The following is a 14,938-nucleotide window of genomic DNA, read 5'->3' on the forward strand; positions in this document are numbered from 1 at the left end:
TCATTGGGAGATGGCATCGGGTCCCCTCACTTTCCGAACAGCCCCACCGCCGACACGCTGCGGCTCGTAAGGTTCAAGCCCGGTCGGTTCGTTTACATTGTTCAGTCTCAGATTGAAGACGCAGGTTGCTTCGTTGCCATTGCGCAGGGTCCATTGGTAATTGACCTTGTCGACGACGATGTACGCGCCCTCGCGGCGATAATTCACAAGGGTTTCATTGCGCTCGCTATCGACGACATAGATCGCCGGCACCTCTCTTGCCGGATCGAAGCGGAACCAGGTCTTCGCGCCGTCGTCGTAGATCACGAGGGGCTTATTTGCCGACGACCCCTTATAGGCATAGGACGAGTTGGCATTTTCCGCCCTGAAGCCTTGCCGGTTCGGCTGCGCTGCCCGGGCCCGGGCTTCGTCCATCAGCGCCGCGTCCGACGCCTCTTCGGGATAGCGGAACTTGATCGCATAGACTTGTTGCGCAACCGGCCGAAACTCGCCGTTGAGGAAGAACACGTAGCTGCGTTTGTTCGTCAGGACGTTGAGATTCCCGCCCGCATTCTTTTCGATCGGCTTCACAAACAGCACATTGCCCTTCTTGTTGGGCTCGATGCTCCAGGCCGGTACGTCGCCAGCGCCGAGGGTTTCGATTTTCTCGTCATCACCGAATTCGATCATGGTCGAGGCGCCATAGCTCGCCGGCACCGACACGACATCGTCCTTCTGATACCAGACGAAGCGAATGCGGCTGTCACGAGATCCCGCCCGAGGGGTCTGCTCGGCAAGGGCTGGCTGGACCGCGCAAACGGCGAGCCCGATTGCCGTCAGGATGCCGGCGACCTTCATTGCGGAGTCTCCGCGGTGGGTGCTGGCGCCGTCTCCTGATCGCGCCGATATTCGAGCACCTGAAAGCCGAGCGGATTTTGAAAGCGGATCTCGTTTTTGGCTGGCGCGCCGGTGTAGCGGAACCGGATCAACGACACCCAATGCCGCTGCACTGTGTTGGCCTGGCTCTTTTCCTCCGTCATGAACCGGACCAGGGCGGTCCTCTGGTTAGGAAATGTCACGGACTTCACGGTCACAGCCACGACGGTGTTTCGCCCGTAGAGCACGACGGGGTTGGTCACCTTGTTTGCCGGGCTGAAAAGCTCGACGAGCTCTCTCGAGGCATCGCCGGCGCTCAGCAATTGCGCGAGGTCGAAGTTGTCCTTCAGCGCCTTCGGATCGTAGGTCTCGCGAGCCTTCACATAACGGACGATATCGAACATCCCCATCGACTCGTCCTGCTGCAAAGGACCATCGGCCAGCGGCCGCTTCACCTCGACAAACCCGGTGGATTTGTCGACCACCACCATGTAGGGCTCATAGGTCTTGAGCGGCAGCGCCAGGATCAGTGCGCCCACGGCTGCCACGGCAATGACCGAGGCGACGCTTGCCACACACCATGCCAGAGATCGCGACCAGCGATTGCGCCGCGCGATATCTTTTTCCCAGATTGCCGCATCCACGTAGTACGGCAATGGAGACTTCGGTTTCCTTCGCCGGTCCCCCAGCGCTTTCCGTCACATCGCTCATTGGTGCCCCAAAACTATGCGGGATCCGTCAGCTTTCGCGAAAGCCGCGCATATTCCGCTGAATTCTCGTATCTTCTTTGTGCGAGGCTCACGCGCGCCCGCTCGCGACCCGCCAAACGTTCCTGCCGCGTGCTCCAGCCCATGCGTCCCATCAGCGTCCGCTGACCGGCTTGGCCCAGCGCTCCGAAAGCCCCGCCGTAAAACCGCCCAAACGAAGGCGTTCCAATACCAATTCCGCCTGCGAGTGAGGCGGCAACGTTGGTGATTTGCGACAGCAGCAGCACGCCGACGAGGCAGATCAGGATCAGCGGCGCGGCTTCGGTCAAGGTCGTTGTCGCGGCGCCGTTCGACCGGTTGACCGCGTCGAAATAGGTCTGGGTGATCGAGATGAAGAAGGCGCAGAAGGCGTAGACCAGAATCTGCACACACATGTACTGCACGATGGCGGTTATCCAGCCAGCGAAGAACCGGGTCGTGTAGCCGAACAGCATGAGAATGATGAACACTGGGGCGAGCGCCAGCAAAAGCCAAAGAAAGATCTTCGACAGGATGATGAGGAAGATCGCATAACCGATGAGCAGCGCGCCCACGACGAGGATGATTGCCGCCAGCACGTAGCCGCCGAAGTTCAACACCCCTAGGCTCTTGATAAAGGCAGCGGTGGAGTTGGCGAGCGAATCCCAGATATTTTGCAGGGCGGTCTGCACGGAGTTGACGGAGTTCAGCCCGGCCGATGTCCCGGTCACATTGGCCGACACGCTCGTGAGAAGGCTGTTCCCGATCGCGGAAGGTGTCTCATTCGCGAACGAATAGGCATATGTTTGAAAGTCCCCCCAACTCGTCGCCAGAGCGTAGATGACGAAGGCGCGGAACAGGCGCCAGACCATCTCTTTTCCCGATCCGGTCGAGGTTCCCTGCCAGACGCTGATGGCCCAAAATATCACGTACAGCGTCAGCATCAGGCCGGCGACACCCACCTGTCCGCCGCCGGTCAAGGCGGACGCGAGGTTTTGGTAGGCTTGCGATACGTAGTTATTGCCGAACCGGTCGACCTGTTGGAGAAGCGTCGTGATATTGAAGTTCATTTTTTCGCTATCCCACCTGGAAATAGAGATGGATCGCTATTGAGTGCCTTCATCGGACCGCACTCAAATGGCTTCGCCGCTTCTGTTTTTGGTTCGGGCGCCGCGAACCCCAGGGGCTGCATCGGTCCCTCGTCGCGCGAGCATGGAGCCTTGAGCGGCTTGTGGCCGCACCCGGAGGTCGCGACGGCGCCAATGATGGCGGCCGCTGATAGAAGCAAGCGCACCGTCATTGGCCGGATTTGTATTCGAGCCCCCGCGACGCCTGGGTGATCAGGTTCATACGATCGATGTTTTCCTGGTTGGCAGCCGCCGTTGCGGTGTTCACCGCGCCGATCAGCTCGTTCACGGTCAGACCGGTTTGCACCATGATCTGGCTGTTCTGATCGATCGAGCCCTTGATGTCCTGCGCCGTGCCGATCCGCTGAGCGCCCGACTGAAAAGCGTTGGAACGCGTCTTCACCCCGTTTTGCGAGGAGTCGACCAGTCCGGTGACCGTGGCCGCGACGTTCACCAGGGCGCTGTAGTTCTTATCCATCTGCGTCGTCTGGCCATTGATCAGACCCGAAATGGTTTTCACCAGCTGTAGGCCGTTGATCAGGTTCGAAACGATCCCCTGCGATCCGTTGCCGAGGCCGGCGAACGACAACGAGCCACCCGAGATCACGCTACCAAGCGAGGGCGCGTCCCCCATGGAGAAGCCGCCATTGCCCAAGGCCATTTGCGCCAGCTCGCCGGCCTGGCTCGACCGGTCGCCCGTGACGGCCTGGAGCGTCTTTTGCGTATAGTTCATGATGTTGCGGTCGGTGCTGAGGATCTCGCTCGTGGCCGATGCAATCTGCCGAGCCTGCTCCAGATTGGCCTCGTCGATCGTAGGCACCTGCGCAAAGGCGATCCCGCCAAAGCCAAGCAAGAGTGCCGCTGTTAACGCAATTCCACGCATAGCCCTGTCTCCTATTGAGCCTGATATTGCTTGACAGCCGACATCAGTTCGTCAGTCGTCATGGTGACGGGGGCGCTGTTCGCGTCCCTTTGGATTTGCGAAAGCATGGGCGATACGTTTTCAACCGTGTCGGTCGTGCGCGGCGCCGGGCATGCGCTGTCCGTCGACGAGCAGCATGGGTTGCCGGCTTTGCCGATGCCACTCGACCCCCCGGGGCAGCTCGTCGCGCCACTGGAGCCAGGCGGCGGGGACGCGGGAGTGGGCACCACCAGGCCGGAGGATCCGCGGCTCGTCAGTGTGGCAGTGCCGATGTTGCGCACGTTGAAAGCTTGGGCGAAGAACCCGGTTGCCTGGATCACCTCGTTGAAAGTCAGCCCGCCTTGGGCGCGGATTGCGCTGTTGCGGTCGAAGGCTTCCATGACCGTTTTGTCGGTCCCGATATCCTGCCCCATGGTCTCGAAAACCCGCCTATTGGGGACCACGGTCGACATGCTGCCGTTCATGCCGCCGAGAACCTGACCGGTGCTGTCGAGCAGGCTTCTTTCACCGGCATTGCCGCCGACAGCGCCCGACTCCGACACGGTTGAGGCGAACGCCGAAGAGCCCTTGATGTCGGGATTGGCCTGTTCCAAGGACGCCCTGCCACTCGCCGGATCGACCGAAGCCTTCGGGCTCTTCACGTTCTGCGCCTTTTTGGGCGTCGTCACCGAGCAATTGACGCCCTGCGTGGCGGACTTCGTGTCCTCCTGGATGAGCTTGATCTGAACCGTGTCGGCCTTGTCCTCGCTCCGCTGCGACAGAATAGGGCTGTCAGAAACCGGCACGGCCGCCATGGCCGTCGATAACTCGAAAATTGTGACAAGGGCGGCCGTCGCGCCCATGATGGTCTTCATTCCGGGTCCCTCCCAAGAAAGATTGGCAACCAGACCTGCGGATCGTCGCCGACGCGCGCGCGCAGCGCGTCGAGCTCCTGAACCGTCTCAATTCGACCGGAGAGGATCTTGATCGCGTCAGGCATCGCGCCGAGATTGAGGCGCGCGATGACGCTGTCCTGGTCATGCTTGATCAGGAATTTGCGGGCTTCGGGCGGGGTTTCGCGAATCCATTTGATCTCGCGCTCCGACAGCCCGAACGCCCTGTGCGATTCTTCATCGGCCTTCGGGTTGGGGAAAAAGATATTGGTCGGCGTCTGTTCGATCAGCGTGTTGGCGATCGACGACTTCACGATATCCGCCGCAGACTGCGTGCCGAAACCAATGATGCCATTCAACTTTCGAATGGTTTTCAGCTTGTCCTTGATGAAGTAGCTGAAAATATCATTGTCCAGGAGCTTCCAGCCTTCATCGAGGAAGATCATGACCGGTTGCCCGTCAAGCAGCTCCTCGATGCGATGGAAGATATAGAGCAAGGCCGCCGTGCTGGTCGTTGCGTCGCTCAACACGCTCGTCATGTCGAAGCCAAAAATGGACGACATCGAAAACGAATCTTCGGCGTTGTTGAACAACCAACCGCGCTGATCGGGTCTCATCCATGGCTGAAGGCGCGAATAGAGATCGTCATCGCCGGCGCGCATCGCACCACGCAACAGCTCGGCGAACTCTTCCATGGTTCGACCTTCGGGCGGTGCGCTTGCCACCTGGGCGATCGCGTTGCGAATGACTTGCTCCTCGCGCGTCGAGTGGGCGTGTCCGTCGGCGCGACGCAGCATGAAACTGAAAAGCTGGAAGAGAAATTCCCGGTTGTGCGGCGTATCGGGCAGGCGCAACGGATTGAAGCCGGAAGGCTCGCCGGCCTTGAGAACCTCATAGCGGCCGCCAAGCGACCGCACGAAGATATCCAGGCCGCGGTCCTTGTCGATCATGACCAACTTGGGGCGCGGCGTGATGCGCTGCGCCTGTGCCGCGAGAAAGCCGAGCAGCACCGTCTTGCCGGAGCCCGAGGGACCGTTCAGGGTAAAGTTGCCGAGATCTCGAACATGGAAGTTGAAGAAGTAGGCCGTTTGCGACGTCGTCTCGAGCACGCTTATCGGCGTTCCCCAATGCACCCCACCAGCCCGGCCGCTCGGATAGTTATGGAAGGCCGAGAAGCCCGCCATGTTCTTCGATGAGATCATCGACTTGCGCGCCACATAGGCGAAATTGCCGGGCAGGGTGGCCCAGAACGCTGGTTCACAATTGAGGTCCTCGCGAACCCACAGGGCGGACACCTCCGTCAGCGCGGTGCCGACGTCGGTCACGCAGCGCGCCACGTCGTCCATGGTTTTCCCAAGGCACAGCACCGTGAGATGATGCAAACCATAGAGCGCTTCCGAAGATAAAAGCTCATCGCGCGCTTCGCCGAGTTGATCGGCGACGATCGAGCCGGCCTCATCCGACATGTCGATCTTGCGCCCGACCCGCTCCATCTGGGTCAGCGCCTGGGGCTTATCGATGATGGCGAAGGATTGCGTCACGATGAATTCGTGCGGCACCCTCAGCATTGGGTTGAGCATCCCCGGTCCCGTAATGGAAGGGTACTCGCCTACCGAAATGATGGCGCCGTATCGCGTTTCGCCAGGAAACGCCCCGCGAATTTCCAGCGCATTCGGGCCGAAGAATAGCCGCTTGGTCGCCAGCGCCTCCGCAAGCTTCATGCGCGGCAGTGCCATCGGCCGCGGAAACCCGCCATTGACAAGCTGCACCAGGAATTCCAGCGGCTCGGAATGCCAAACGTCATTGCGCTTGACGACGCTCAGAACCCGCGCGCCATACGCCTGCAGGCTCTCTCGGACGGCTTTCAACACATCCGTGAGTTCGATCAGCGACCGCTCCTCGCTCGAAGAGCGACCGTCCGCCGCCCTGCGTCCCAAAAGCTTGCGGATCACAAGATCCGCTGTCCCGACGGTTCCCTGCAGTTCGCGCCGCACGATCGTCAGGTAGATGTCGTTCACAAACATGCGCTGGGTGCGCAGGGTCGCCGTATAGCGCTGATCCAGCTCTTGGCAGAACTTATTCTCGAAGCTTGACTCGATCGCCGGCTTCACCTCGCGGCGCAGGATATGCGAGTAGATCGCATAGCGGGAATTCGCCAACCCCCGAATGAGATCGTTGCGACCGAGCAGGCGCGAATTGATCTCGGCGATATCGATCGTCTCGAAGCATAGCCCGCTCATGTGAACGAAGGACATCAACATGCCGTCCTGCGTCTTGATCACCTCGTCGGACACATGCCGCGAGTAGGGTATATGGGCCGAAACCGGGTTCTCCCGACGAGATACGGCCCCGAAACTCAGTTCATCGCGAAGAGCCCGTGCGATCGCCACGTCACACCCGGTAACTTTGCGCGGCCCAGAAGCTGGCGCTCCGGGGCGGCATCTTTCGTGAACGGATGAAGATGATCTCGATGAACATGGGATCGCGCATGATCGCGATCCTGGCAACCGCATAGAGCGGCACGCAGATACAAAGCATGATTAGATTATGGGTTGCGAGGAACACGACAGCGGTCAACACGCCGATGAACCCCGCTAGCTCGTAGGGGATGCCGAGCACCGTCGGCGCTCGGGTCAAGCCCTTGACGAGAGGAGTGATCAACAATCTGGGCTCGCCAGGATCGATCCGGCCGTCTGCCATGCCGATCACCTGCCGACCGCGGATTGAAAGAATTCGACGATCTGAGCCGAGCCGAAGACCAGCACGATACCCAAGACCCAGCTTCCAGCCACAAACCATGACAGGCGTGCCGCCCAGGCCATGAAGCCCATGAAAATGCAGAACAGAACCGCCAAAGCCGTCGCGATCGGCCCGGTCAGGGTCTGCACCAACGTCTGCAGCGTGCTTTGCACCGGTTGGAGATTTCCGCCTCCGGCCAGCGCCTGCGTTGCCAAGAGCATGAGCGGCATCGCCACACCAGCGCTGCGTGTCGCAATCATCTTCCACATGGTCATCAAAGCTTCTCCTCAGTCAAAGTTTTGCACCATCCCGCCCTGCCAGACCGGCGCCGTCGCTTCGCGAGACGTCGTGGTGCCGCCATTGCGGGAGTTGGGGCGGGATGTCGGATCATTTTGTTGATCCGTCGCGCCGGCCGCAGCCGGTTGAGCGCCGGCCAGGTCAAGGGGCACCGCCCCTGCGGGCATCACTGCCTCAGACCCGACCGATGGCCATTGGTAGAAATCGTTGATGACGTTGGCGACGTAGCCAACCGTCTCGGAGTAGGGCGGCACGCCCTTGTATTTGAAAACCGCGACCTCGCCGGCATTGTAGGCGGCGAGCATGTATATCGGGTTCGGAAACCTGCGATGCAGATCCCGCAGAAAGCCGATCCCACCTTTTACATTATCCGCGGGATCGCAGATATCGACCCCGTAGCTTGCTGCCGTGGACGGCAGAAGTTGCATCAGGCCATAGGCACCTTTGGGCGATAGCGCACCGGAATTGAAGCGGCTTTCGGCCCGGGCAACCGCGAGGACGAGCGGTGGGGCAAAGCCTTGCTGGCGCGCAACCGTTTCGACGATACGCTGTCCCTCTTCCTTCGACAGGGCAGCGACGCCGGGGCAGGGGTTGTCAGCCTTGGTCGATGTCACTGTAGCGGCCGCGCTGTCAGCGCTTCCCGCCGCACCGATCCGCTGCACGTCATAGCTCTCAACCTCAAAGGCCGGCATCACCCGGCCCTTTGCGTCGACAGCCGCGATGACGATGCGACCGGTACGTGCGGTGACGTTGCCCTGGAACTTCCCGGAAGCTTCCTGCGCAGACGCTGCTTGGCACGTCACCAGGATCGCACCCACGGCCAGTACTGTTTTGCGGGATCGAATCATTAAAATAATCCTGCGCCGTTGCCGATTCTGAAATGCTGAATTAATACAATGAATCGATGAACCGCAATCGCGAAAATGAGGTTGGCGCAATGAAAATGAGCAGGGTTCTTTCCGTTGTGGCGTTTTTGCCGACCTTGTCGGCTCTGTCGGTGGCGCCGGCCCATGCTGATGATTTTGGCTGCAAGGTTTTGCTGTGCATCCTCAACCCGCAGGGTTGGGCGAGCGTCGGGGAATGTGTGCCTCCGGTCGAGCGGGCTTTCCGTATGGTCGCGCATGGGGAGCCCTGGCCTCAGTGCCCCGAGGCCGGCAGTTCCGGTCGTATCGGATATGAGAAATTCAAACCCTGCCCGGACGGCACGATCGCCGTCTCGCCCGAGACGGAATCGGGCGGAAGCGACAACAGCTCTCGCTCACAAACTGTCTACAAGCCCGACAGCAACGGCGCTTTCTGCGCGCCGCGGAATGCAACGAATGCCTCATGGGGCACTTACCCGAGAGGCTCGGGTTTTGATGCGCGTCCAACATCCGCCGTGACGCCGCGCGAGAAGAGGACGGAGCCAAACTATCTCGATCTCACGACCACAGACGGCAAACAGCGCTTCTGGTTCGATCTGAGCAGGTATCAATGATGAAGCGTGGCTTCTCGGCCGTTGGCCTTCTCGCGGCCGTCCTCGCCAATGTTCCGGCACGGGCCGAGGACAAACCCAATCCCTGGTTTCAAATCCCCGCCACAGCATCTTTCAGCACCGGCGACACCTGGACCTATGCCGGCGAGACCCACCGTCTCTACGGCGTTCAAGCCTGCCTGCGAGGCACTTATTTCACAAATGCGGCAGGGGGGCGTGTCGATTGCGGCGAGGCCAGCCTCGCCATGCTCGTCTCTCTTATCCGGGATCTCAAACCCCAGTGCTACACGGCCGCCTGGCAGGTCGCGACCAAAACGCGCTTCGTCGTCTGCCTTGCACAGCCTATCTCAGGATCCGCGGCCGGTTCTCGCATCGATCTCGGCACGGCGCTGATCTCAACAGGCTGGGCCTTTGCGGCCATCACTCCGAACGGCACTCCGGTTCACGCTCCCTATATTGTCGCGCAGGAGGTCGCTAAAAAGCAGCACCTTGGCCTGTGGCAGTTCGCCAACGTTCCCGATCCGAATGCCATCATCCTCCACAACATCCGCAACGCATCTAACGCGGCTGGTCAGTCTTCGAATCCACCTGCGAATCGATAATCGGTCCCCGGCGGGCTTGATCATGCCTGACATCCCGCTGAGGCCGCCGCCACATCACGAACGCCACGGCAAGCGCAATCGCCGAAATCAAGCCGAGAATAATACTCGCGATCAGCCCCGGCTCTCGCCAAAACGATAGACTGTCCCACTGATTTAGAAGCCGGGCGCCGGACAGCACCAAAATCAGGACTGTTGCGATCACGATGCCCGTTCCCGGATCCATCTCGAATTTTTTCAGCATGGCATTTTCCTTTTCGCCCCCCTGGTCACGGCCCTCGCACGGACTTTCGCTTTTCACGTGTTGGGTCGATATTCCAAGGCCGGTCTGCTGTCCGGCCCGGGAACCCGCTGCTGTTTGCCCGGCAGCGCCGGACGGGGACCGCTAGCGTCCCAGCACCAGGTCTCAAGCTCGCAGCTAGAAACCAGATGGTCGAATTCCGACCGTACGGCCTCCTTGGCATCATGCGGTACGACAAAAAGCGCCGTTCCCTGCTGGTCAACGTCGGTCAGAAGACCGAACGCCATCGGCACCGCTGGCAGGACGTTATAGCGCAACGTTTTCACAAACCGCCGATGCTCCCCGGTCAGGACCTCGATCAATTCCTTTTCGTCGTTGTGCTGAAACGGGATCCAATTCTGTGTCACGTTCATAAAGCCGATTTCGTCGATCGACAGGATGCCGGACGACTTCTGCGTGACCGTTGCGATGAGGATCAGGTGCGAATTTTCGTGCAGTCGCCACAGGTCGAATTCTGCTGCAAAGCGCTTCGGCACTGCCTTGAACATTTTCTCATCCATGAACAGCGGCGCGTCGGGCATATGCTTGATCGATAGCTTGCCGCCAAACCGGGCAGGATCGAGCGATTTCACAATGCCGATCACGATCTTCTTGTGCTCCGCCTTAGCTGCCGCCGCGAAAGCCCGCTCCCGATCCGCCGCCAGCCGATCCTTGTGCTCAGGGGAGTACATTGCCGGCATGAACAGCAGCTCGCGCAACTGGAACTTCTGGCTCGACTTCGCATCGGCCGCGCCCCAAAGAAATTTCCGGACCACTCCCCAATTTCTTTTTCCCACAAAGCCGGGTGCCATTAATGTCAGCTCCGCCTCTTCCCAGAGATAGTCGAGCAAGCCTCGCAGCGTGAGCTTCTTCGGATCGGCCTTCACTGTGTGGTGGGAAGTCCCCTCGCCGGATGGTCCCAGTCGCGCCTTGCCTTGTGTCAGTGCGAAGGCCAGCTTCAGCCGCGCCGCCTCCGATGCTGGATCCTCGACGATTGCTTGACCTAGGACCTCCGCCTTTCCCGACAGTGCGAGCGGCAGTTCATAGCGATCACAGTCTACCGCATGGTCCTTGCCGGTGTTCGGCATGCGCTTGATGATCAATTCCTCGCCGACGGCGGCCATGTACATCGGCACACCGGGATGCCGACACAAACACAAGACGCGAGCCTGCTGATCCCGCGCCTGACGCAAGAGCGTCTGAATTTCGGGGTGCTGAGGGCCAACCGTGCGACCCAGAATAGCAAAGTCACTCATAAGGTGCCATCCGACTTTAGATCGTTCGCCTTATGATTAAATCATTGAACCGATATTTCGTTCAACCCATTGGGTTCAGCGATGCTTCCCATGGATTGACAGTGGTTAACCCGGTAGGCGCGAATAGGCTGATGTTTCAGGTGGGCGACCATAGAACCGGAAGCAGCAGCTCTGGCGGCGATGTAGCCGTCAGCGGCGTGATCCGCCGGGATGGTGAGGCATGATGACAATACGATCCTCGACATAGACTGTTTCATCGATGGCGCGCATGAAGAGCACGCGGTCATGTCCTCGTGCCGGATGATCCGACGAAGCTACGCCACTATGGTGACCTCCTGCGGCCGGAACCGCGCGCTTGTGAGGTTCTGTACTGCGGCGCACGAATTTGTGCCGTTTTATATGTTTTTTGGAGGGGAGGTGTCGGTGGGACTGACGCAGCTGGCGGGCGCCAAAGGCTAACGCGTGACAGCAAGGATCGCAGGGGGACCGGATCGGTTGGTGGTGCCAAATTTGTGATCAAAGTTGATGGCAAGCTGGCTCGCCGAGAGGTCAGGTGTCTGCGTCGAGTGTTTCGCGCGCCAAAAGATCCAAGGGTAAGGTCTCGGGCGTCGGGTCGTCTTCCCACAGCTTCGCGAAATCCCGGTCGTCGGGCGGTCTGTGAATGAGGACCTGGCGCTCAGGGTTGGCTTCGCGAACGCGCTCGGCCGCGCTGAGGCCGGGCTTGTCCGGATCGGCGAAGACGACTATCCGCTGTACGCATTCGGGCAGCTGAAGAAATGGCAAACGTGGTGCTCCCAGTGAGCACCAGACGGGCAGGCCGTATCGCAGCATTACGGCATGGCCGGTCTCATAGCCTTCGGCAATACCAAGGACGGCGGCCGCTGGGGCGAGCCGCAAGGCAAAGCCCCGGCTCGGGCCGATGATGCGGCGCGGCTCGTCCAGCCCCGCCTTTTCTGGCCGTGTCGGGTGCAAGAGGGTGAGTTGCACCGAACAGATCGAACGGTCGGGGGCCTGCAGAGCAGCCACCAGCGCGGGAAAGCGGTTCTTTCCCAACCGATAATCCGGCAGATAGCGCAACGTTGGCAACGTCGCCGGCAGACGGCGAGAGGCAAGATAATCTTCGGCGTGCGTGCCGGCGAGCGCAGTCGCTCTCGACCAGAGCGCGAGCGCGTCCGCCGCCGTGGTTTTGGGCGCCGCCGGACGAACACGACGCAGAGGCTCGGCCGCGCGCTTCGACAAATCCAGGTCCGCAATGGCGGTCTCGATGTCGACGGGATCGCAGCCCGCAAAGCAGTAGAGCATAAGACGATAATCCCCGTCGCGAACAGAGAGGGAGGGATGGCGGTCGCCTTTCCCCTGCCCATGACTTGGTACTGGGCAACGGCACAAGTAGCTGCCGCGCGCCGGGAACCCTCCTAAAGCGCGATATACCTGTGCAGCGCTTGGCCACGACACCTTTGTCATGGATCTGATAATGCCGCCAAGTCGCCGCCGGATCAATAGAATGATTCAATAGCCCGATGAACATTGCCGGCGGAATAGCCGGGCGTTTCAAGGGCCAGGACTTTAGCCGTCGTGACGGCAGGATCACCTCGGGCAGGTAGCCCCAAGCCTGGATCGCTGAGAGCGCCATTCGCAAACACTCGAGATTAGCGATAAGGAGCCGTTGCATGAGGTAATTGCGAACCGCAGCATGGTGGTGTCTGCGCAGGAACGGCTTATGACTGCGCGCGGGCGCGCAACCCGAGCTTCAGACGATCGGCACATTTGTGGCGTTCCTGGCCGGCTCGGTGGGGGCCTTTTGGGAATTTGCGACGCGGTGTTGCGCAAGCCTCGAATCATTTGGGGCTGCCGTATCAGGAGATCGCAGACCTGACGGAACGGCAGGATCGTCTGTGTGCGTGATTGAGCAGATCCTGGCACGCAGAGCCTGTTAGAGTTTGAATCGGCCAAGGCGCTGATCGTTGACGCGGTACTGCCAGACCAGTTTCGAATCCTTGGGGTTGACGCCGGACGTTGACCAGGCGGAGCGCTCGACCTTTGCAGCGTCATGCAAAGGAAGATCGTCATCACAGCGCGGCGGTTGTAACGACGACCGAGGACGATAACGTACGAGACTGCGGGTTAGAAGTTCGATGACACAGACGGCAGCGAGGGACAGGATCAAGAAAGCAGTGGAAAAGTTGAGCATGCGAAGGCTGGCTTCCCGATCGGGCAGGGCGAAGAAAGCGAGCACGCCGCCGGCGAAAATTGCGAACGCGAACCTCACGAACATGACAGAGAGCCTCCTATTTCGATGCTGATCATTATAATATCACAGATTGATCGTCATTATAATGATCAATGGAGATAGGATGGCCCTCATGGATCAAGCGTTTTTCGACGGCTGAGGGCATGGTACCGTTTTTGGCAGGCTTCAGAGTATTGCCCGGCGCCGTTTCCATCTCGAACAGTGATGGCGATTGGGTCCGGGACCAAGCCTTGCGGCCTGAACCAGGTCATTCAAAGTGGTATCGGGCAGCGGTTGCCGCTCCGGATGAGGTGGCATCACGAGAAATGCATTTGGACGCAGGACATCCAAGCCGGATTCATTTAATTATTCATTTTTAACAGCGCAGCAGATCGTCACATGCTATCGTGCATCTGGAACGATTTGGCGGGTCAAAAGCTGTACGTCGTCACTTTGCCGGAGTATGGGGAGGATGCCGCGACACTTTAATAGGGCAATGCGTTATCAATAGGGCAATGCGTTATCGTTTCGGCTACACTCCCTGAGCACTAGACATTCTGCAAAAAATGGCCGTCATATTCCGACCGATAAGCAGGGGGGCAGCTGTGCCGATATTTAAAAACAAGACAGAAGACAGTGATGGTTGGCTTTCGATCCTGCTCGCGCTGCGACTTCGCCAAATCGAGAATGAGTACCCGGACTATGCGAGTTTTGCCGACGCTACGGGGCTGTCGCGCGGCACGCTCTACCAGTTGCGGACGGGGAAGGGGAACCCGACATTCGTCACCCTGGAGCGGCTGGCGCGGCACCTGAAGGTTCCGGTGTGGACGCTCATTGGTCGGACTGGTGACGACGACAGCGTGAAGCGGGACGTCGAGACGTTCGGCTTCAGCTTCACCGAGATTGCGCGGCATATTGAGGCCACGCGGGCTGTGAAGCGCTCGATGACGGAGTTCAGTGGTGTTCCTTCTTTGAAAGAGGCAGCTAGCCCCGCTGGGGCAACCTCCGAGAAGAAGCGACTGCCTCCGACCAAAAAGGGACGCAGGGCAAATCAGTAGATACAAGAAAAGTAGAAGCTGCTAAACAACCAGCGTAGAGTCATTTGCTACGATTGGCAGAAAATCTATTTCATATTTATTTGACTCGCACCAAGAAATCCGTCAGCGTCGATGCAATGGCATTATGTTGCTGAAGGGTTCACGATGCGAGCGAATATCTGGCAAGTCGCGGGGGACGATGCGCTTTATAAGGAAGCGGCCGCGTTCGTCGATCGCCACCCGAAACCATGGGTGGAAGAGGTTTCGGATTTTCTACGGCAGAAAGGCAAGCCCGAGACGATCACGTTGGTGATCGGACAGTTCATCGTGGCGGCTCTGTTCGAAGGACGACACGCGGATCTGCTGTACTGGTCGCTGGTTGCCGCCGAAGTGAACTGCGTTGGGATGGAGCAATGGCCTGATGACGTGCGCCAGGAGCTGGCAAGCCATCTGAAACGGGGATTTGGAAAGCTCTCGTCGCGAAATCTCTCCCATTGAAGGCCGCGGGCCGACGGCGTGGCCCTC

General features: G+C 59.7%; 17 protein-coding genes. 4 read left to right on the forward strand and 13 right to left on the reverse strand.

The window, feature by feature from the left end; genetic code table 11:
• The 9 genes from virB9 to AC1RZR_RS33180 form a co-directional block, all read right to left on the reverse strand.
• Positions 1-837 carry a P-type conjugative transfer protein VirB9 gene (gene virB9 / locus AC1RZR_RS33140; RefSeq protein ID WP_481829618.1) on the reverse strand — a complete coding sequence of 279 codons (837 nt, stop codon included), beginning with the start codon at positions 835-837 and terminating at the stop codon, positions 1-3.
• Complete coding sequence (locus AC1RZR_RS33145; RefSeq protein ID WP_481829424.1) at positions 834-1,511, reverse strand: VirB8 family type IV secretion system protein; 678 nt, start codon at positions 1,509-1,511, stop codon at positions 834-836. The genes virB9 and AC1RZR_RS33145 overlap by 4 nt, the downstream gene beginning before the upstream one ends.
• Positions 1,512-1,579: 68 nt before the next feature.
• The gene (locus AC1RZR_RS33150; RefSeq protein ID WP_136621824.1) at positions 1,580-2,650 is read right to left on the reverse strand and encodes a TrbL/VirB6 family protein; all 1,071 of its coding nucleotides are present in this window, start codon (positions 2,648-2,650) and stop codon (positions 1,580-1,582) included.
• A gap of 226 nt (positions 2,651-2,876) precedes the next feature.
• Complete coding sequence (locus tag AC1RZR_RS33155; RefSeq protein ID WP_246094106.1) at positions 2,877-3,560, reverse strand: type IV secretion system protein; 684 nt, start codon at positions 3,558-3,560, stop codon at positions 2,877-2,879.
• Between the two features lie 41 nt (positions 3,561-3,601).
• Positions 3,602-4,483 (reverse strand): hypothetical protein, encoded by an 882-nt coding sequence (locus AC1RZR_RS33160; protein ID WP_136621826.1) that lies wholly within the window; start codon positions 4,481-4,483, stop codon positions 3,602-3,604.
• Positions 4,480-6,891, reverse strand: a complete 2,412-nt coding sequence (locus AC1RZR_RS33165) for a VirB4 family type IV secretion/conjugal transfer ATPase (protein ID WP_481829425.1) — start codon at positions 6,889-6,891, stop codon at positions 4,480-4,482. Before AC1RZR_RS33165 ends, AC1RZR_RS33160 begins: the two co-directional genes overlap by 4 nt.
• Before the next feature lies 1 nt (position 6,892).
• Positions 6,893-7,201 carry a VirB3 family type IV secretion system protein gene (locus AC1RZR_RS33170; protein WP_481829426.1) on the reverse strand — a complete coding sequence of 103 codons (309 nt, stop codon included), beginning with the start codon at positions 7,199-7,201 and terminating at the stop codon, positions 6,893-6,895.
• A gap of 5 nt (positions 7,202-7,206) precedes the next feature.
• A complete protein-coding gene (locus AC1RZR_RS33175; RefSeq protein ID WP_136621829.1) occupies positions 7,207-7,515 on the reverse strand; it encodes a TrbC/VirB2 family type IV secretion system protein in 309 nt (102 codons plus the stop codon).
• 12 nt (positions 7,516-7,527) lie between these two features.
• Complete coding sequence (locus AC1RZR_RS33180) at positions 7,528-8,475, reverse strand: lytic transglycosylase domain-containing protein (protein WP_481829427.1); 948 nt, start codon at positions 8,473-8,475, stop codon at positions 7,528-7,530.
• Between AC1RZR_RS33180 and AC1RZR_RS33185 the strand changes: the two genes are divergently transcribed.
• Both AC1RZR_RS33185 and AC1RZR_RS33190 read left to right on the forward strand, forming a co-directional pair.
• Positions 8,475-9,014: a hypothetical protein gene (locus tag AC1RZR_RS33185; protein ID WP_481829428.1), complete on the forward strand. Its 540-nt coding sequence runs from the start codon at positions 8,475-8,477 to the stop codon at positions 9,012-9,014. The genes AC1RZR_RS33180 and AC1RZR_RS33185 overlap by 1 nt on opposite strands.
• Positions 9,014-9,613 carry a thermonuclease family protein gene (locus AC1RZR_RS33190; protein ID WP_136621847.1) on the forward strand — a complete coding sequence of 200 codons (600 nt, stop codon included), beginning with the start codon at positions 9,014-9,016 and terminating at the stop codon, positions 9,611-9,613. Before AC1RZR_RS33185 ends, AC1RZR_RS33190 begins: the two co-directional genes overlap by 1 nt.
• On the opposite strand, the gene AC1RZR_RS33195 is transcribed toward AC1RZR_RS33190, so the two are convergent.
• The 4 genes from AC1RZR_RS33195 to AC1RZR_RS33210 form a co-directional block, all read right to left on the reverse strand.
• Positions 9,570-9,854: a hypothetical protein gene (locus AC1RZR_RS33195; RefSeq protein ID WP_481829429.1), complete on the reverse strand. Its 285-nt coding sequence runs from the start codon at positions 9,852-9,854 to the stop codon at positions 9,570-9,572. The genes AC1RZR_RS33190 and AC1RZR_RS33195 overlap by 44 nt on opposite strands.
• A 53-nt stretch (positions 9,855-9,907) precedes the next feature.
• On the reverse strand, positions 9,908-11,146 hold the full coding sequence (locus tag AC1RZR_RS33200; RefSeq protein ID WP_481829430.1) for a DUF1173 family protein: 1,239 nt from the start codon (positions 11,144-11,146) through the stop codon (positions 9,908-9,910).
• Positions 11,147-11,695: 549 nt separating this feature from the next.
• Positions 11,696-12,448 (reverse strand): DUF7146 domain-containing protein, encoded by a 753-nt coding sequence (locus tag AC1RZR_RS33205; protein ID WP_168992156.1) that lies wholly within the window; start codon positions 12,446-12,448, stop codon positions 11,696-11,698.
• Between the two features lie 631 nt (positions 12,449-13,079).
• Complete coding sequence (locus tag AC1RZR_RS33210) at positions 13,080-13,421, reverse strand: hypothetical protein (protein ID WP_136621835.1); 342 nt, start codon at positions 13,419-13,421, stop codon at positions 13,080-13,082.
• 560 nt (positions 13,422-13,981) lie between these two features.
• On the opposite strand from AC1RZR_RS33210, the gene AC1RZR_RS33215 reads away from it, so the two are divergent.
• A complete protein-coding gene (locus tag AC1RZR_RS33215; RefSeq protein WP_481829431.1) occupies positions 13,982-14,434 on the forward strand; it encodes a helix-turn-helix domain-containing protein in 453 nt (150 codons plus the stop codon).
• Positions 14,435-14,545: 111 nt separating this feature from the next.
• Positions 14,546-14,911, forward strand: a complete 366-nt coding sequence (locus AC1RZR_RS33220) for a hypothetical protein (RefSeq protein WP_136621837.1) — start codon at positions 14,546-14,548, stop codon at positions 14,909-14,911.
• Positions 14,912-14,938 lie beyond the last annotated feature (27 nt).

Source organism: Mesorhizobium bavaricum, assembly GCF_056781655.1.